The organism is Sphingorhabdus sp., from assembly GCF_023910635.1.
Taxonomy (GTDB): Bacteria; Pseudomonadota; Alphaproteobacteria; order Sphingomonadales; family Sphingomonadaceae; genus Sphingorhabdus_B.
The window spans coordinates 57,271-75,083 of record NZ_JAAVVZ010000001.1; the positions used below are offsets into that span (position 1 = coordinate 57,271).

Annotated in this window: 22 protein-coding genes; 10 read left to right on the plus strand and 12 right to left on the minus strand. The window is 56.4% G+C overall.

Features of this window, described 5'->3' with window-relative positions; genetic code table 11:
- Positions 1 to 493 precede the first annotated feature (493 nt).
- Positions 494 to 1,429, minus strand: a complete 936-nt coding sequence (locus HEQ34_RS00230; protein ID WP_296195916.1) for a 2-oxoglutarate and iron-dependent oxygenase domain-containing protein — start codon at positions 1,427 to 1,429, stop codon at positions 494 to 496.
- Between the two features lie 47 nt (positions 1,430 to 1,476).
- Here HEQ34_RS00230 and HEQ34_RS00235 point away from each other — a divergent pair, with 47 nt between their 5' ends.
- The 3 genes from HEQ34_RS00235 to HEQ34_RS00245 all read left to right on the plus strand — a co-directional run bounded on the left by HEQ34_RS00235 (position 1,477) and on the right by HEQ34_RS00245 (position 3,029).
- The gene (locus HEQ34_RS00235; protein WP_296195838.1) at positions 1,477 to 1,890 is read left to right on the plus strand and encodes an EVE domain-containing protein; all 414 of its coding nucleotides are present in this window, start codon (positions 1,477 to 1,479) and stop codon (positions 1,888 to 1,890) included.
- Positions 1,887 to 2,747: a hypothetical protein gene (locus HEQ34_RS00240; protein WP_296195840.1), complete on the plus strand. Its 861-nt coding sequence runs from the start codon at positions 1,887 to 1,889 to the stop codon at positions 2,745 to 2,747. Before HEQ34_RS00235 ends, HEQ34_RS00240 begins: the two co-directional genes overlap by 4 nt.
- Before the next feature lie 99 nt (positions 2,748 to 2,846).
- A complete protein-coding gene (locus HEQ34_RS00245) occupies positions 2,847 to 3,029 on the plus strand; it encodes a CsbD family protein (RefSeq protein ID WP_296195843.1) in 183 nt (60 codons plus the stop codon).
- Between the two features lie 66 nt (positions 3,030 to 3,095).
- On the opposite strand, the gene HEQ34_RS00250 is transcribed toward HEQ34_RS00245, so the two are convergent.
- The 10 genes from HEQ34_RS00250 to HEQ34_RS00295 all read right to left on the minus strand — a co-directional run bounded on the left by HEQ34_RS00250 (position 3,096) and on the right by HEQ34_RS00295 (position 10,612).
- Positions 3,096 to 3,782, minus strand: a complete 687-nt coding sequence (locus HEQ34_RS00250) for a glutathione S-transferase family protein (RefSeq protein WP_296195845.1) — start codon at positions 3,780 to 3,782, stop codon at positions 3,096 to 3,098.
- Positions 3,783 to 3,821: 39 nt separating this feature from the next.
- The gene (locus tag HEQ34_RS00255; protein ID WP_296195849.1) at positions 3,822 to 4,991 is read right to left on the minus strand and encodes a serine hydrolase; all 1,170 of its coding nucleotides are present in this window, start codon (positions 4,989 to 4,991) and stop codon (positions 3,822 to 3,824) included.
- A 71-nt stretch (positions 4,992 to 5,062) separates the two neighbouring features.
- Positions 5,063 to 5,704, minus strand: coding sequence for a CoA transferase subunit B (locus HEQ34_RS00260; RefSeq protein ID WP_296195852.1), 642 nt, complete (start codon positions 5,702 to 5,704; stop codon positions 5,063 to 5,065).
- Complete coding sequence (locus HEQ34_RS00265; protein ID WP_296195854.1) at positions 5,701 to 6,027, minus strand: DUF5076 domain-containing protein; 327 nt, start codon at positions 6,025 to 6,027, stop codon at positions 5,701 to 5,703. The genes HEQ34_RS00260 and HEQ34_RS00265 overlap by 4 nt, the downstream gene beginning before the upstream one ends.
- A complete protein-coding gene (locus HEQ34_RS00270) occupies positions 6,024 to 6,926 on the minus strand; it encodes an HAD family acid phosphatase (protein ID WP_296195856.1) in 903 nt (300 codons plus the stop codon). Before HEQ34_RS00270 ends, HEQ34_RS00265 begins: the two co-directional genes overlap by 4 nt.
- Complete coding sequence (locus HEQ34_RS00275; RefSeq protein WP_296195859.1) at positions 6,926 to 7,636, minus strand: CoA transferase subunit A; 711 nt, start codon at positions 7,634 to 7,636, stop codon at positions 6,926 to 6,928. The genes HEQ34_RS00270 and HEQ34_RS00275 overlap by 1 nt, the downstream gene beginning before the upstream one ends.
- Before the next feature lie 54 nt (positions 7,637 to 7,690).
- On the minus strand, positions 7,691 to 8,350 hold the full coding sequence (locus tag HEQ34_RS00280; protein ID WP_296195861.1) for an HAD-IA family hydrolase: 660 nt from the start codon (positions 8,348 to 8,350) through the stop codon (positions 7,691 to 7,693).
- Positions 8,351 to 8,358: 8 nt separating this feature from the next.
- Complete coding sequence (locus HEQ34_RS00285; RefSeq protein WP_296195863.1) at positions 8,359 to 9,054, minus strand: VIT family protein; 696 nt, start codon at positions 9,052 to 9,054, stop codon at positions 8,359 to 8,361.
- Between the two features lie 29 nt (positions 9,055 to 9,083).
- Complete coding sequence (locus tag HEQ34_RS00290) at positions 9,084 to 10,004, minus strand: SMP-30/gluconolactonase/LRE family protein (protein ID WP_296195864.1); 921 nt, start codon at positions 10,002 to 10,004, stop codon at positions 9,084 to 9,086.
- Positions 10,005 to 10,054: 50 nt separating this feature from the next.
- The gene (locus tag HEQ34_RS00295; protein WP_296195866.1) at positions 10,055 to 10,612 is read right to left on the minus strand and encodes a GNAT family N-acetyltransferase; all 558 of its coding nucleotides are present in this window, start codon (positions 10,610 to 10,612) and stop codon (positions 10,055 to 10,057) included.
- Between the two features lie 142 nt (positions 10,613 to 10,754).
- Between HEQ34_RS00295 and HEQ34_RS00300 the strand changes: the two genes are divergently transcribed.
- The 4 genes from HEQ34_RS00300 (at position 10,755) to HEQ34_RS00315 (ending at position 14,772) form a co-directional block, all read left to right on the plus strand.
- Positions 10,755 to 11,558 (plus strand): universal stress protein, encoded by an 804-nt coding sequence (locus HEQ34_RS00300; protein WP_296195869.1) that lies wholly within the window; start codon positions 10,755 to 10,757, stop codon positions 11,556 to 11,558.
- Positions 11,559 to 11,629: 71 nt separating this feature from the next.
- Positions 11,630 to 12,952, plus strand: a complete 1,323-nt coding sequence (locus HEQ34_RS00305) for an amino acid permease (protein ID WP_296195872.1) — start codon at positions 11,630 to 11,632, stop codon at positions 12,950 to 12,952.
- A 39-nt stretch (positions 12,953 to 12,991) separates the two neighbouring features.
- Positions 12,992 to 14,419, plus strand: coding sequence for an NAD-dependent succinate-semialdehyde dehydrogenase (locus HEQ34_RS00310; protein ID WP_296195874.1), 1,428 nt, complete (start codon positions 12,992 to 12,994; stop codon positions 14,417 to 14,419).
- The gene (locus HEQ34_RS00315; RefSeq protein ID WP_296195918.1) at positions 14,419 to 14,772 is read left to right on the plus strand and encodes a YbaN family protein; all 354 of its coding nucleotides are present in this window, start codon (positions 14,419 to 14,421) and stop codon (positions 14,770 to 14,772) included. Before HEQ34_RS00310 ends, HEQ34_RS00315 begins: the two co-directional genes overlap by 1 nt.
- A gap of 78 nt (positions 14,773 to 14,850) precedes the next feature.
- On the opposite strand, the gene HEQ34_RS00320 is transcribed toward HEQ34_RS00315, so the two are convergent.
- Entirely contained in the window at positions 14,851 to 15,366 is a 516-nt protein-coding gene (locus HEQ34_RS00320; protein ID WP_296195875.1) for a sterol desaturase family protein, read from the minus strand.
- Between the two features lie 94 nt (positions 15,367 to 15,460).
- Between HEQ34_RS00320 and leuC the strand changes: the two genes are divergently transcribed.
- From leuC to leuD, 3 genes are all read left to right on the plus strand, one after another.
- A complete protein-coding gene (leuC, locus tag HEQ34_RS00325) occupies positions 15,461 to 16,891 on the plus strand; it encodes a 3-isopropylmalate dehydratase large subunit (RefSeq protein ID WP_296195921.1) in 1,431 nt (476 codons plus the stop codon).
- A gap of 112 nt (positions 16,892 to 17,003) precedes the next feature.
- The gene (locus HEQ34_RS00330) at positions 17,004 to 17,210 is read left to right on the plus strand and encodes an isopropylmalate isomerase (protein WP_296195880.1); all 207 of its coding nucleotides are present in this window, start codon (positions 17,004 to 17,006) and stop codon (positions 17,208 to 17,210) included.
- A gap of 4 nt (positions 17,211 to 17,214) precedes the next feature.
- Positions 17,215 to 17,808, plus strand: a complete 594-nt coding sequence (gene leuD, locus HEQ34_RS00335) for a 3-isopropylmalate dehydratase small subunit (RefSeq protein ID WP_295444333.1) — start codon at positions 17,215 to 17,217, stop codon at positions 17,806 to 17,808.
- The last annotated feature ends 5 nt before the right edge of the window (positions 17,809 to 17,813 follow it).

Consider the following 17,813-nt stretch of genomic DNA (forward strand, 5'->3'; position numbering starts at 1 on the left):
AACGACTAATTTATAACCAAGCACCCGGGGCCTAAAAACCCCCGGACCTGGCGCCGTCGCCCACATGTCCCTTCATCTAAATATCACAATGTCAAAGAGCCGAACCGGTTTGACCCGGTTACCACCGACAAAAAAGCGGACACCTATGGTTCCCTGATATTGCTACCAGAGGAGTAGGTGACCCGTTTGTTGGCGACCGAACCGCGGAAACGCTTGCTTCCCGTCCGGTGAGAGGGCCTCTAAAGCGACTTCAGGATTCGGTCAACCGCCATTTGCAATTTTATTACAAAAAAAATGCACGTCTGTCGTAAATCCACGGTTTTCTGGGGTTTTTAGACAATCAGGCGGCCAGGGAATTCCTAGCATGGCATAATGAACGTGCCGGTGAAAGGTTCCGCACTCGGCCAATAATGGCTGTTTTTGGGCTATTTGGTGCGGCCGAGTCTCGCTTAACCCAATATGTGAGACAAGAGTCGCGCCATCACCCCAATATTTATGCCTTCAGCAAACCGATCTCTATCAACCGTTCCCGTAGATAGTCATCCGCAAGAATCGGCTTCGGGTAGCGATTTGGGTTTTCCGCGCTCACACATTGCGGCAAAGTCGCAATTGGAAAGTCCGAACGCAAATGTAAGAAGAAGGGCATGGAGTAGCGACTAAACCGCGACCGCGCGCCTGTCGGGTTCACCACACGATGCGTGGTCGATGGCAGCATATGGTTGGTCAACCGCTGCAACATATCGCCCACATTGACCGCCAAGCCCCCCTGGGGCGGCGAGACGTCCATCCAGCTACCATCGGGGCGCAGAATCTGCAGACCTGCCTCCTCTGCCCCCAGCAGCAGCGTGATGAGGTTGATGTCCTCATGCGCGCCAGCCCTGATGCAGCCTTCGGCATCGCCAGCTATGGGGGGATAATGCAAGAGGCGTAAAATCGAGTTCCCGTCCGCAATCGCCGGATCAAACCAGTTCGCGGGCAGATCAAGATAGCGGGCGATGGAAGACAATATCCGTGCGCCGACCTTATCCATCTCTGCAAAGAGCAGTTGAAACGTCTCCTTAAACGCAGGAACGTCCGGCCAGATGTTGGGCAGCATTGATCCTGCAAGCGGGCTGTCCGGTGCGACGTCGCGACCGACATGCCAAAATTCCTTCAGGTCATGAAAGTCCGCGCCCTTGGCAATTTCGGTTTTAAACGGCGTGTACCCACGCTGACCAGCAATGGCGGCGTCAAAACCCGCCCGCTTTTGCGATTCAGGTTGTTCGAACAGCTCCTTGGTCAGCGCCCATGCCTTCGCAACCAACGCGGGATCAAGGCCATGATCCACAACATTTGCGAAACCATAAGTTTGAAACGAGCTACCAAGCTGTTGTCCAAGGGCATCGGCATCGCCGATGAGTGAAATTACGGGCATAACTGTCATGGACAGCGTATTACTGCCTGCCTTAAAGGCTTGCCAGCGAAAAGGAGTGACAGGTGGCAAAACAATTTTGGTTGATGAAGTCGGAACCGGACGTTTACAGCTATGACGATCTGGTGGCGGAGGGCGAAGGCACATGGGACGGCGTGCGCAATTACAGCGCCGCGAATAACTTACGTACGATGAAGATCGGCGATGAAGCCTTTTTCTACCACAGCAATATCGGGCTTGAGATTGTTGCCATCATCACGATCAGCCAAGAGCATTTCATTGACCCCAGCGATGAAAAGGCACGCTTTGTTGCGGTGAAGGTTAAACCGTCGCGCAAATTGAAGCAGCCAGTGACGTTGAAAGCGATTAAAGCGAACCCCAGCCTGGCCGAAATGGAAATGCTGCGGCAGTCACGGCTATCGGTTGCGCCAGTTCGTGCGACCGAATGGGAAGAGATATTGCAGATGGCAGGCGAATGAGCGGTCTTCGAATCGCAATATTAAGCCCAACGCCAGAATATGAAGAAGATTGGTCGCATATACAGGCGGACTATACCCGGCTGCTCGGCGACAGTGCTGCGTTCATTGATTGGACCAAGGCGGACGACTTTAGCGACTTTGACCTCGTCACGCCCTTGCTTGCCTGGGGCTATCCGCGCGACTGCCCGCGTTGGTTTGCTTTGCTGGACCGGTTGGAAGCGGAAAAGATCCGGGTAAGCAATCCGGTCAGCATATTGAGATGGAACAGCGACAAGGCCTATCTGGCCGAATTAGACGCGGCTGGTATTGCTTCTGTCCCCACTATATTAAGTCCCCTACTCGACAGGGTCGCACTTGAAGACGCGCGGAAAACCTTCAATGTCGAAACTTTAGTCGTCAAGCCACCCATATCGGGCGGAGCAGACGGAACTTTCCGATTGGAACGCGACGATATTGTGCCTGCGTCGGTTGCTGGCCAGCGCATGATGATCCAACCTTATCTTCCCAACATTGCCGAAGAGGGCGAATATTCGCTCTTCTATTTCGCAGGGGTCTTCAGCCATTCCATACTCAAGCGTCCCGCCAAAGGCGACTTTCGCGTGCAGGAACAATATGGCGGTCAGGAAGAGGCCGTCACTGCGCCTGAAGACGCGCTGACACTTGCCCAGCGCGCACTTACGGCCACGTCCGAGATTACCAAGACCGGAACGCTGGCTTATGCGCGTGTCGATATATTGCGCGATGGGGACGGGGTTTTCCGCCTGATGGAACTGGAGCTTATAGAGCCGTCTTTGTTCCTGCGCTTTGCGCCCGATGCAGGTGCGGCCTTTGCCAAAGCGTTAGTTACGGGCGTTTAACCGCTGCATCAGCCGGAACCAACGGCCACCCGCGTGGTTCACTTGTCGTACCAGCCCGCAGTTCACGCGAGGCCGGATGACACAGAAAGGACGTGCTATATGGGCGAACTAAATGACAAGGCCAAAGGCCTGGGCAATGAAATCGTAGGAAACATCAAGCAAGCTGCGGGCAAGGTATCGGGCAATGAACGCCTGCAAGCCGAAGGCATTGTGCAAGAACGCCATGGCGAAGGCCAGAATCTTAAAGGCAAAATGAAGGGCATGATCGGCGACAAGGTCTAGGTCAGAACCCGTTCATTCCCAAGAAAAGGCCGCCCATGAGGCGGCCTTTTTCATGTCCGGCCTGCTTCAGCCCTGGCGATAATCGGCGGTTATCAGGCCACAGTGGAGCAGCTCCGCCTCATGGCCGACTTCGCGCCAGCTTTCCGTCAAAGCGTCTTTTTCCCACGCCAGCATCGGGGCGAGCCCAAGCATGTGGTGTACCCATTCTTTGCCCGCATGCCCCACATCCAATCCATATGTGCGCACCCGAAACGCCACAGGAGCGAAAAAGGCATCCACCGCGGTAAAGAGGGGCCCGGCTAGAAATGGTCCGCCGAAACTGTCGAGCCCTTGCGCCCATAATTCGGTCAGACGCGCCACGTCGCGCTTCAACGCAGCAGACATGGGCTTGGGCTGAACCCGAACCCCGACATTCATCGTGCAGTCGTTTCGCAAGGCGGAAAAACTGCCATGCATTTCGGTAACTGCGCATTGCGCCCACGCCCGTGCAGCCGGGTCCGACGGCCAGACACCTTCGTGCCGGTCGGCCAGATATAATGTGATGCCAAGCGAATCCCACACCGTCCATGCGTCGTCCAGAAGGACGGGCACTTGGCCAGTCGGTGAAAATGCCCGGAATGCATCATAATTGCTTGCCGCAGCAAAGGGCTCCAAGCGGTCCTCAAACGGGATGCCCAGCATTGTCATCAGCACCCAAGGCCGCAAGCTCCAGCTCGAATAATTGCGATTCGCGGTAATCAGCGTGTAGCCCATGTCAGTCTTCCTTTCGGATTCCGAAGTAAACCCAAACGCTTACCGGTTTTGTGAGTCCAGTTCCAACCAGCGCGAGTCTGTTCGTTGATGGTAACTGTCAAACACGGCAAATGGAATGCGAAAGGGCGTGCCCCAGTTGCTGTTCCACATGGCGACAACACCAACATGCGTGGCTGGATCAAAAATCATGGTTGCACGATAGCCGTCAACCGCGCCGGAGTGCCCCAATAATAAATGGCCGTCATATTTGAAGCTGCGCCAGCCAAGACCATAACGCGCCTTCGAATTCGCCTGCCGCAATGCGCCACCATAAATCGGCGCCGTATTCACGCGCGGCGATTGCGCAATCCGCAGCGTCGATTCGGGCAACACATCGGGGCGATCTCCCATTGTCGCCTGCATCCAACGGGCAAAATCGACGATATTGCTTTCCACACCTGCAGCCGCCGGGACCCGCCAATAGGTTTCTTTCACGGTACGGACCATGCGGCCATTATGCGGGCGCGCCCAATCTTTCGCATTGGTGAGGCCAGCCATGCCGAAATTGGCGCTGTTCATACCCAAGGGCAGAAAGAAGCGCTCGCTCACCGCAGCGGGGTAAGACCGCTTAGCTGCCTGCTCCAATATCTCGGTCACAGCGTCAAAGGCGACATTCTGATAGGTGTGACACGAACCCGGCTGACACTGCAACGGCGCGCTGGCCAGACTGGCACGCAGCGCGCGTGGATCCTGCCCATCCTCCAACCGTTCGTCATAGGCGTTTTTGGTGAGGCCGGTTTGCTGGGAAAGCAATTGCTCGACGCTCAAACGCGATTCGGCACCATCGGGTAAGCGCAACGTTGTATGATAACGCGATACTGGCCGCTCCAAGTCAAGGAGCCCTTCGTTCGAAAGCGTCGCGGCCATGGTACCCGCGACGGTCTTGGACACCGAAGCCCATCGGAAAACCGTCCCCAGCGTCACCGGCACGTTCGTATCCCGGTCAATCACGCCATAACTGCGGACAAAACGCAGTTCGCCATCTTCGACAATAGCAATGGCAAGCCCCGCCATTTCCGATCTTTGCGCCATGGCCGCAAATTGTTGATCCAGTTGGGCATAATGGATTCGTCCGCGCCATTCGCCCGGCTGGTCCGGCAAATTCGTCCGGGGTTTGATAAATTTACGCAATACTGCCGCGACCTGATGATGATCAGGTGCGGATCGCATGGCGTATAAGCCAGCCAGTCCCAACACTAAAACCGCAATCAAGGCTGCTAAAGTCCGCCGCATGTTACTGGTCAGATCGCAACCTCAAAATACGCCGTTGTCTTTGCCCGCACATCGTCAACGCTGACGCCGGGCGCGACCTCAATCAGCTTGAACGCCGATGCTTTGTCCGCCCGCTGAAACACAGCGAGGTCGGTTATGATCATGTCGACGACGTTTTTGCCCGTTAGCGGTAACGTGCAAGCCGGAATGAATTTTGGCGATCCGTCCTTGGCGTTATGCTCCATCACCACGATGATCTTCTTGACGCCAGCAACTAGGTCCATCGCCCCGCCCATGCCCTTGATCATCTTGCCGGGGATCATCCAATTGGCGATGTCACCATTTTCCGCCACTTCCATCGCGCCCAAGACGGTCAGATCAATATGCCCGCCACGGATCATGGCAAAGCTGGCCGCGCTGTCGAAATAAGCGGTCTGCGGAAGCTCGCTAATCGTCTGCTTACCCGCGTTGATCAGGTCGGCGTCTTCTTCGCCAGCAAAGGGAAACGGCCCGATACCCAACATGCCATTTTCCGATTGTAGCGTCACTTCGACGCCCGGAGGAATATGGTTGGCGACCAAAGTCGGAATGCCGATGCCAAGGTTCACATAATATCCGTCGCGCAGTTCCTTTGCCGCGCGGGCGGCCATATCATCACGGGTCCAGCTCAATGAATCAATCCATCTTCATCGGTGGTTGGGTGCTCGGTTGGCAAATCGGTCGGGTTGGCACGCTCGGCATCCACCCCTTCCCAAATGCGCGATAGTGCCTCGGCCTCGGATATACCCGTCGCGCGGGCCCATGTCTTGGCACCATGGCGAATGCAGTCGACCAAGGCAATGCCATAGCCCATCGGATCGCCGCCAACGGGCACGGGGTTAATAAAGCAGGTAACTGGCCCGCCTTCCTTTGCCCAAACGCGCAGAAACTCCTGGCTGTCACCCAACAGTTCGGCATAAGGGACAAGGTCGATAGGAACGGGTTTGTCGGTCATTGTACGGGCTCCCACTTAGTTTCAGGCGTGTATATTTCATCATAGCCGCCGCGGATCGACGGGCCATATACGGGGTTGGAAAACAGAAACCAGCCATTGCCCCATAATTCGGCAATGGCCGGATGCGTTGCCAGCTTGCGCCGGTCGGCAACGCTCAGGCCTTTCACGTTGAACGCTTGGGCAAAGTCACCAAGCTGGTCGCCGCCCAGCGCAACAACACAAAATTTCGATGCGATGGCCGCGCGCCGACCATCTTTGCTTGAGCCACTGGCGTCATCGCCCATCAAATACAGCGTCTCTTGATGCTTGAATTCGCCAAGGCCCGCCATCCGCAGCGCGTCTTCCGTGCCTTTCGCATTGGCAGTCGTCCGGTTGGTATTGGCGATAATAGTGACGCCCGCATCGCGCATAATCTTTAGCGCCGCAATCGCACCGGGCATCGCCAGCGCCTTGCCTGCACCGCTTTTTTCCCATGCGTTCCAAATGGCCGGGTCAAAATCTTTGCCCTGTTCGGCCATATAGCGCATCGCCCCGACATTCCAGATCAAGGTTTCGTCGGCATCAAAGACTGCAGCCAGCGGTTTTGTACCGCAGCTTTCGAAACGCGGGGTATCTGGAGTCGAACCGTCTGCCAGCACAATTTGCGTTTTGATGGCGCGGTTTAGCGCCTTGGCGCGAACATATTGCGCCATTGATTTATAGACCTGCGCAGAAGCTATGCTGCCCTCTGCCGATCCATACAGCCATTGTTGGCCAGTCGGCGGGGATGCTGGTGTGGACTTTTCGCCAATCTGGGTGGCGAGCGCGTCTTTGCTTAAAGTCGGCACGGCAACCGTCGCATTTGGCGTGGCGCATCCGGCCAGCGCCAGTGCCACAAAACCAAGGGCGTAATTCCGCATTACGCATCCTCCCTTTCGCGTACGGTGCGGAACTCAATCTTCTTGTCATAAGGCGCGCCGATAATCATGCGCTGCACATAGACGCCGGGCAAATGGATGCAGTCGGGGTCGAGGCTGCCGACTGGCACCAATTCTTCGACCTCAACCACACACATCTTGCCGCACGTCGCGGCGGGCAGGTTGAAATTGCGGGCCGTCTTGCGGAAAACCAGGTTGCCGCTTTCATCGGCCTTCCAAGCTTTGATGATCGAAAGGTCGGCGAATATCCCATGTTCAAGGATATATTCCTCACCACCAAACTCCTTCACTTCCTTACCCTCGGCAACCAAAGTGCCAACGCCGGTTTTGGTGTAAAATCCTGGAATGCCCGCACCGCCAGCGCGCATGCGTTCGGCCAAAGTGCCTTGCGGGCAGAATTCAACTTCCAATTCACCCGCCAGATATTGCCGCTCAAATTCTTTATTCTCGCCCACATAAGACGAAATCATTTTTTTGACTTGCTTGGTTCGCAGCAGCTTGCCGATGCCTTCATTATCAATGCCGGCATTGTTCGACACGAAGGTCAAGCCAGTGACCCCGCTGTCGCGCACAGCATCCAACAAGCGTTCGGGCAGTCCGCAAAGGCCAAAGCCGCCGCTTGCAATTAATATGTCGTTTTTCAATACGCCTTCGAGCGCCGATTTTGCGTCGGGGAAAAGTTTTTTCGCCATGAAATGCTCCAAATAATGGGAGAGACGGAACAACTCTTCGCCTAGGGTCAGGACCTAGACCCTAAGTGGCGTGAAGGTCAACGCCAATAGCGCGCCTAAATCCTGCAAAGCTTGATCACCGCTTGTGACTTTAATTGCCGCCATCCCCATTGCGGCAGCCGGTTTGCAGTTGATGCCAAGGTCATCCAGATAGATGCATTGCGATGGCTGGGCCGCAAGGGCCGCACACATCATCGCATAAATACGCGGGTCTGGTTTGCGCACCCCTGCTTTGCTCGATTCAATGATATGGTCGAACCGTTCCATGACCGCACAGATAGTCGCGGCTTTCTCATCACTCCCGGCCATGCCAGCGCCTTTGCCAGACGGCACATTGTTGGTGATGCACCCAAGCGCAAAGCCCTTGGACTTTAACAGATCCAGCGCGGCCACCATATCCGGGCGGATGTCACCCGATAGGCAGGCAATAACCGAAGCGCCATCAAGCTTTTGCCCCAATGCCAACGCTTCGGCGGCGAACAACGCGTCAAACTCCGCTATATTGCACTCTGCCCGTTCAAACTTCGCCCATGCATTATCATTGGGGTTGCGCGCATTCACGCTGCGGACGAAATCCTTAGGCAGACCGCGCTTTGCCTCCATGCGGTTGAATGCCTCAAAAGGCGATGTCGTAATGACGCCGCCAAAATCGAAAAGAACTGTATTGAACGTCATGTTTTTCCTTAGGCGACCGTGGTGCCGAACAACGCGCCAATAGCAGCGGTAGCCGCCATCGCAATCGCACCCCAGAAGGTAACGCGCATCACAGCCCTGCCCATTGGTGCGCCGCCAGCTTTGGCCCCAATAGCACCCAAAACAGCGAGGAACAGCAATGCTGCTATCGACACAGCCCATGTGAGATACGGAGTTGGAGACAGCGGAACCATCGCCAAGGGCAAGGATGCGCCGATGGCAAAGGCCGCAGCCGACGCCAAAGCCGCCTGCACTGGTCGTGCGGCGGTGTGTGTGGCCATACCCAATTCGTCGCGCAAATGCGTCGTCAGCGCGTCGTGCGCCGTGAGCTTGTCCGCCACCTGCTCTGCGAGCGCGCGATCGAGACCCCGCGCTTCATAAATGCCCACTAGCTCCTCGCGTTCCTTTTCAGGAATCGTCGCCAGCTCATTCTCCTCCCGCACTCGGTCCGCACTTTCGGTATCCGCTTGCGAGCTGACCGACACATATTCGCCGGCCGCCATCGACATTGCACCGGCAACCAGTCCCGCAATCCCCGTCAGCAATATTGTTGCTGGCGTCGCTTGCGCGGCGGCCACGCCGACAATCAGGCTAGCCGTCGACACAATGCCGTCATTCGCCCCAAGGACCGACGCCCGCAACCAGCCGATGCGGTCAATGAGGTGCGCTTCCTTGTGCCGTGGCATATACCGGTTCCCAGTTCTAGGGTCAGGCCCTAATATTGAAGCTTCAGTCCAGGCCGCGCCCATCTGGTTTTAACGAGGCGCCCGCTGCCCGACAGACAGATATAGGCGTCCATCATATCATCGCCGCCAAAGGCAATGTTGGTTGTAAAAATATCATCGGTGCCCACAAATTCGACCAGATCGCCCGTCGGTGAAATGACGCTGATCCCGCATTCGCCAATGGTCGCGACGCAGATATTGCCATTGGCCTCCATGCCAAGGCTGTCAAAGAATTTATATCCCGCAGGGCGGTAAACCGGAATGCCTGGGCCACCGGGGCCAGCATCGCCAGCGACCTTACCGGGCGCGGTGATGTTGAACTTCATCAATCGGCAGGTGTAGGTTTCGGCGGCGTAGAGCGTGCCGCCATCGGGGGACAAGCCAACGCCGTTGGGGTTGTTTGACGGGAAGATGACTTCTTCCAAATGGCTGCCATCGGCCTTGGCATAGAAAATGCCGACGACATCATGACTACGTTTTGCATAATCAATCTTGCCATGATCGGTGAACCAGAACCCGCCATGTGCGTCGAACACGATGTCGTTCGGCCCACGCAGGCTGCATCCGAAGTCGCCCGATTTATACAATATTTCGACCTTGCCGGTTTCGATATCGATGCGTTCAATCCGGCCACCTGAATAATCGTTCGCGATGCCGTGCGGCGCAAGAAAGCCATTGGCTTCGATATATTCGAACCCACCATTGTTGCAGCAATAGAGCTTACCATCCGGCCCCATCGCCAGGCCATTTGGTCCACCGCCGGGCTTGGCGATGACGGATTTTCTGCCATCGGGGCGCACGCGCGTGATTTGTCCTTGCGCGATCTCCACCAATATGACGCTGCCGTCGGGCATGACCACGGGTCCCTCGGGGAAACGAAGCCCATCGGCGACCAATGCAAACTCAGCCATATTTTCTCTCTCCTTTAGGCACGACACGCGCGCACGCATCGTTTTATCGATTAGGCAGGCTCTCGCGCTGGCGCTGATCGGTCTCCCTCACCCAATTCCGCTTGCATGTATACTGTGTCAAGCCAGCGACCGAATTTGCGCCCGACGTTACGCATACGTCCGGCATCGGTGAACCCCATCTTACGGTGCAAAGCAACCGAGGCGGGTTCGCCGCCGCCAATGACAGCCATCATCTGGCGAAAGCCGCAATCGCTTGCTTGCTCCATTAAAGCGCGCATCAATTGCACGCCCACGCCCTGCCCCACACAATCAGGATCGACATAGATCGAATCTTCGCAGGTGTAGCCATAAGCCGGTCGGTCCCGAAACGCGGTCACATAGGCATAGCCCATGATCGTTTCAGCACGCTCCGCCACGATGAACGGCCATCCCTTGGACAATATGTCGCGGATCTTCTCTTCGGTTTGCAATGGTGTGCGGGCAATAGCATCAAAGCTGGCGGTGCCATGCTGCACATGATGCGCATAGATGCGGGCAATGGCTTCCGCATCCGCAGCGCGCGCAGACCGCACCTCCAAATTCGTTAAAGTCGATCTTCCATCATTCATACGTTATTGCTGACATATTATCCCATGCTTTGAAAGTTTTTTGCTATATTTGATGTCCATCAATTACTTTTCAGCGTTTATGTTCAGAATAACTCCTGTGAGACCGGCGCATCAATACCGGCCGTGAGGTAAGGAAATGACGATGAAATCTATCATGGTACATGCAGGCGGGGACGACGCCTTTGAAAGCAGATTGCAGGCGGGACTTGACCTTGCACGGCGTTTCCATGGGCATATGTCGCTCATATTGCCGCGGCCGACGCAGGATTATGTCGCGTTCGACATGTTCGGCGGCGCGCATTTCGTCGCCGAGGCTTTTGAAGCAGCAGAAAACGAACGCGAAAAGCTGTGCACGCGGATCGATGCGCGGTTGAAGGCAGAGGATGTGCCTTGGGACTGGCAAATGTTTGATGGCACGACGTCAGACGCGCTAATCAACGCTGGGCGATTGGCGGATGTCTTGGTCATGTCGCTGGATGCGGCGGGCGCGGCAAGCGCTACCCGCGCTTGGATTAGCGATGTGGTGACCGCATCGCGCACCCCGGTTCTGGCAATCCCTACAAAAGCCGCGCCTCTTTCCTTCGACCGTGTCATGGTCGCATATGATGGCGGTTTTGAAGCCGCCAACGCATTGCGTGCAGCATTGCCATTGCTGCAAGCTGCATCGGTTGTCCGCATATCGGAGATCGAAATGGTGCCGGAGCAATTCCCAGTCACCGACGCGGCGACATATTTGTCGCGCCACGGCATCAATGCCGAAATCGCAGTTGCCGCAAAAGGCGATAAGAGCGTCGAGGAAAGGCTTTTGGCAGAGACGAAGGCATGGGCACCCGACCTCCTCGTCATGGGCGCTTATGGACATGGACGGTGGCGTGAGACCTTGTTTGGCGGCGTGACGCGGTTCATGCTTGGCGAGCTTGGCATCCCAGTTTTGCTCGCGCACTAAGCAGCAACCTAAACAAAGCTTGGCTTTTGCCCCCGTTCCATGCCAGCGTGCATGAAACAAGGGGGACTTAAGTGACGCAAGATACAGCCGCAACGACACGGCCCATGGGGTTCTGGATGGCGCTTGCTTTGGTCATGGGCAGCATGATCGGGTCGGGCGTATTCCTGCTTCCGACAAGCCTTGCCCCCTTGGGGTGGAATTCCGTTATTGGATGGGTGATTACCGTATCGGGCGCATTATGCGTCGCAACAGTCTTTGGCGCGCTGAGCAAGGCGTTGCCCAAGGCTGGCGGGCCTTATGCTTATACAAAGGCAGCTTTCGGCGATGGTGCAGGCTTTGCGATTGCATGGGCCTATTGGATATCAATGTGGGTCGGCAATGCCGCCATAGCAACAGCAGCGGTCAGCTATCTTAGCCAGTTGTTCCCCGTCGTCGGCACCCACGGCGTGTCCGCCGCCGTCACCATAGCCATCGTATGGGCTTTCACGCTGATCAACATTCGCGGCACCAAATTGGCAGGACAAGTTCAGGTCGTCTGGACGATTGCGAAGCTGCTCCCGCTCATCGCAGTTATTGGCCTTGCGGCTTACATATTGACGATTCAGGGCACCGGCGTTGTCCGCAGCTTCGAACTGGCAGACATTTCGACGGCAAGCATTTCGACGGCCACTATTTTGACCCTCTGGGCAATGCTTGGCCTTGAACTGGCCACGGTACCCGCAGACAAGGTGCAAGACCCTGAACGCACCATCAGCCGTGCCACTTTATTCGGAACCGCTGGTGCCGGCGGCATTTACATATTGGTCTGCTCAGCCGTCGTCCTGATGTTGCCTGTGGCGATCACCAGCGCCTCTGCTGCGCCATTTGCCGATTTTGTGAGCGTCTATGCGGGCACCAACGCTGGCACCGCTATCGCTGCCATTGGAGCAATCAGCGCGCTTGGCGCATTGAACGGATGGATCATGTGTCAGGCAGAATTACCCGCCGCTTTAGCGCGCGATGGCTTGTTTCCAGCATTCATGGCCAAGGCCGCCGCCAATGGCACGCCGCGCAATGCGCATCTGTTCTCCACCAGCCTGTTGACGCTCGTAATCCTGATGAACAGCAGCCGGACGATGGCATCCATGTTTGAATTTCTCATATTGTTGACCACGGCCATCGTGCTGGTCATGTATTTCGGTTGCGCGGCCGCCGCGTTCCGACTCATCCAGACGGGTGTGTTGAAGGTTAGCGCCGGATTTAAGCTTATCCTCGCACTTGCCGCTATATATTCCTGCTGGACGATATATGGCGCAGGCTCCGAAGCATTGCTCTGGGGCATTGCCTTATTGCTCGCAGGTTTTCCGGTTTTCTGGCTATTGCGGCTTGCAAGGGGTTCCAAAGCCGTCACCTGACGCCTACAAGCAAAGCATAATAAATTTGCAGGAAATCCGATGAGCTATTCCACTGATTTGGGCTTATATATTGACGGTAGCTGGCGCGCCGGCGAAGGCCGCGATACGCATTCGGTCATCAATCCGGCCACGGGTGAGGCGTTGGCAGAATTACCGTTGGCGACGGCTGCGGACCTTGATGAGGCACTTGCCGCCACGGCAAAGGGCTTTGCGCATTGGCGAGGCGTGGACGTGAATGCCCGCGCGGCGATCTTGCATAAGGTCGCTGACCATATTCGCGAACGTGCAGAACCAATCGCGGTCATGCTAACGACCGAACAGGGCAAGCCGCTGGCCGAAGCGCGCACTGAGGTGCTGTCCTGTGCCGCGCAATTCGACTATTTCGCCGAGGAAGCCAAACGCAGCTACGGACGCGTACTTGTGCGACCAACGGGGCAGCGGGCGCTAGTTTTGAAACAACCCGTCGGGCCAGTGGCCGCATTTTCACCATGGAACTTCCCGGTGAACCTGATGTGCAAGAAAATGGCGGCTGCATTGGCCGCAGGATGCTCCATTATCGCCAAGCCGCCCGAAGAAACACCCGCAAGCACGAGCGCGATCATGCAATGCGTCATCGATGGCGGCGTGCCGGGTAATGTCGCGCAATTGGTCTATGGCGTACCCGACATGGTCAGCCGCCATTTGATTGCTTCCCCTATCATCCGCAAGGTCAGCTTCACGGGATCAGTCCCCGTCGGCAAACATCTGCTGAAGCTTGCGGCAGATGGCGTGAAGCGGACCACGATGGAGTTGGGCGGCCATGCGCCAGTGCTTATTTTCGACGATTGCGACCTTGAAAAAGCCATCACCTTGTCCGCCACCACCAAGTTTCGGAACGCGGGCCAAGTGTGCATTTCGCCCACACGTTTTTATGTGCAAGAGGGCGTCTATGATCGCTTCGTAGCTGGCTTTGCCGCGCATACAAAAAAGGTTCAGGTCGGCAATGGCCTCGATGCTGGAACGGTCATGGGGCCATTGGCCAACGGGCGGCGGCCATCGGCAATCGCGGCGTTGGTTGAGGATGCGACGTCAAAGGGTGCAAAGCTGCTGACCGGCGGATCACGAGGCAACCAAGGCTTTTTCTTCGCGCCAACGGTGTTGTCCGACGTGCCAATGTCGGCAAAGGTCATGGACGATGAACCCTTCGGCCCCGTTGCATTAATGCGGCCATTTAAGACCTTTGACGAAGCGGTAGAACAGGCAAACCGCCTGCCCTTTGGCCTTGCCGCTTATGCTTTCACCGAAAATGCACGCCAGGCGAACCTCGTCGCCGACGCGCTGGATACAGGGATGGTTGGCCTCAACAGCTTTATGATCTCGATGCCCGACGCGCCCTTTGGCGGCGTGAAAGAATCGGGCTTTGGCAGCGAGGGCGGTCCCGAAGGGCTTGATAGCTATTATGTGACCAAAGCAGTTCACCAATATTGATAAAGCAGCAGCTTTATCTATGCGCTGGCCTGCTGGCCGTGGCCCTTGGCACGGTCGGCATTGCCCTGCCTTTGCTGCCGACGGTGCCGTTCATGATCTTGGCGGCATATTGTTTCGCGCGCAGTAGCCCGGCGCTGGAGGCGCGGCTGTTGAACCACCCGAAATTTGGACCTCATCTTTTTGCGTGGCGGGAAAAGGGTGCCATTAGCCGGCGCGGAAAATGGTCGGCGACCATCGCATTTGGTGTCAGTATCGCCATCGGCTTTGCGGCTTTGGCGTTGCCATGGTCGCTTGTGCCCGTGGGCGCAGCCGTGCTTTGCCTTGGTTGGATTTGGCTTAAGCCAGAGGCTTAGGGTCAGGACCACTTAAATCCACCTTCGCGGTTTGAGACCATTTTGACGCCGCGAAGGTGGATTTAAGTGGTCCTGACCCTAAATAGCGGCGTCGCGGACAATCGCAGTCCCGGCCGCGCGCTGTTTTTTCAGATCAGCCTTGAGCTTGGCGGGGTCGCGCGCGAAGACGAAGCCAAAGCTCACCCCGCCTTCCTTACCAATGGTGGCATGGTGCAGCTTATGCGCCTGCACCAAGCGTTTCGCATAGCCGCTGCGCGGGACATATCTGAAATAGCGTTGATGCACGAGGCCATCGTGGACGACCGTATAAATGATGCCATAAAACATGACGCCAAGGCCGATCCATGTCGCCGGTTCCCATGCGTCGTTGCCAAGCACCAAAGGGCTGCCGATTGCAAACAACGAAACGCTGGTGACCGCGCCAACGATGCCATACAAATCATTCTTCTCCAGCGCATTTTCGTGCGGCTCATGATGGTCACGGTGCCAGCCCCAACCCCAGCCATGCATGATATATTTATGGCTGGACCAAGCCACCCATTCCATGACGAAGACGGTCGTAAGCACGATAAGGATGATGCTAAAAATGCTCATAGCATCCTTAGTAGACGCAAAGTTTTCAATTTTGAAGTGCAAGCAACGCTGCCTCACTTGATTTCGCTGCAATCGCTTCTATGGCTTTTTTATGATGTCCACACCGCAAACTCTGTACCAAAAAATCTGGAACGCCCATGTCGTGGAGCAACGCGACGACGGGACCTGCCTTATCTTTATCGACCGTCACCTTGTCCACGAAGTCACTAGCCCGCAGGCCTTTGAAGGCCTTCGCGTTGCCGGACGCCGTGTGCGGCGGCCAGACCTGACTTTGGCGGTGCCGGATCACAATCTGCCGACTACGGCGCGCTTGGATGCCAACGGCAACGATATCCCGATTGCTGACCCCGAAAGCGCGCAGCAATTGGAAGCACTAGAACGTAACGCGCCGGAGTTCGGCATCGCTTATATTGACGCCACCGATGTTAAGCAGGGTATCGTCCACGTCGTCGGTCCGGAACAAGGTTTTTCCTTGCCCGGAACGACAATTGTCTGCGGCGATAGCCATACCGCGTGTCATGGCGGGCTGGGCGCGCTGGCCTTTGGCATTGGCACGTCAGAGGTTGAGCATGTATTGGCCACCCAAACACTTCAGCTCAGCCAGTCCAAGTCGATGGAAGTCCGCGTTGAGGGCGAACTTGGCCCTGGCGTCTCGGCAAAGGACGTTGTCTTGCATATCACAGGCGTGCTGGGCGCGTCGGGCGGGACGGGCCATGTCATTGAATATACAGGATCCGTCATTCGCGCGCTGAGCATTGAGGGCCGCTTGACCATTTCGAATATGGCAATCGAACATGGCGCGCGCGCTGGCTTAGTCGCGCCTGACGATGTAACTTTTGCCTATCTCAAGGGTCGCCCGATGGCCCCCAAGGGCGACGATTGGGACGCAGCTGTGGCCTATTGGCGCTCACTCGCCACCGATGCAGGCGCAACCTATGACAAGGTCGCAACCATCAACGCCGCCGACATCGCGCCCAGCGTCACTTGGGGCACGAGCCCGGAGGACGTGTTGCCAATCACGGGCGTCGTGCCCGATCCGTCGACCTTTGCCGATCCATCCAAGCAAGAGGCTGCCAAAAAGTCGCTGGAATATATGGGCCTGACACCCGGCACGCCAATGACCGACATATCGGTGGAAAATATCTTCATCGGCAGTTGCACCAACAGCCGCATTGAAGATCTGCGCGCTGCTGCCGCCGTGCTTAAAGGCCGCAAAAAGGCGGATAACATCAAATGGGCAATCGTCGTGCCCGGCAGCGGCCTTGTGAAGCAAATGGCAGAAGCCGAAGGGCTTGACCGAATTTTTACAGATGCGGGCCTCGAATGGCGTGAGCCGGGTTGTTCGGCCTGCTTGGGCATGAACCCGGACAAGGTGCCTGCCGGAGAGCGTTGTGCATCCACCAGCAACCGCAATTTTGTCGGACGGCAGGGCCCGGGTGCCCGCACGCATTTGGTCAGCCCGGCTATGGCTGCTGCGGCTGCGGTCACAGGAAAGCTTACCGATGTGCGCACGTTGATGGACTGACATATAACGCCGCCATGTGCAGTTGCGGGTTCAACCTTGCGCAAAGATAAGCTATTCTCTTTACTTGCCACAGAAGCCAAAGCTAAGGTTCAGCCCATCCAGGAAGAGACATATGACCGATAAAAAATCCGATGGCGACGACAAATGGTCGACCACAGCAAAAGTTGGCGCAGCCGTAGGATCAGCTGCGTTGATGGCCGCATTATTATATGCCGGACGACGCAGTCTGACCCAGAAAAAGGGGAAGCTTGAACCTATGTCCCCGGAACCCGAAGTCGAGCCAATCAGCCAAAATCAACCAAAAACGGAAACGGATTAAACGCATGCAGCCTATCAGCAGCGTTAAGGGCAAGGCCTATCCGCTTGGGCTGAAAAATGTCGACACCGACATTATCATTCCGGCCGTATGGCTCAAAACCATAAGCCGGTCTGGGCTTGGCAAAGGCGCGTTTCAAACTTTGCGCGGCGTGGCGGGCAATGTGTTTGATGATCCGGCGTATGCAGGCGCGCCAATATTGATTGCCGGTGACAATTTCGGTTGCGGGTCAAGCCGCGAACATGCCGCTTGGGCTATGGCTGATCTCGGCATCTCGGCGGTCATCGCGCCCAGCTTCTCCGACATATTTTCCGGCAATGCGTTTAAAAACGGCCTGCTGGCCATCGTCCTGCCGCAGGACGCCATTGATCGCCTCATGGAAGTGGCAAAAACCGATGATATCCACATTGATCTCGAAACGCAGACCGTAACGACGCCGTTTCAAGATCGATTTGCATTTGAAATTGACCCCTTCCGCAAACATTGCCTGATAAACGGCGTCGATGAAATCGGCCTTACGCTCAAAAGCAGCGACGCCATCTCGGCTTATGAAAACAAGATATCGGCAAGCCAGCCCTGGCTTTCGCCCAACCAAGCCTAGGAGAG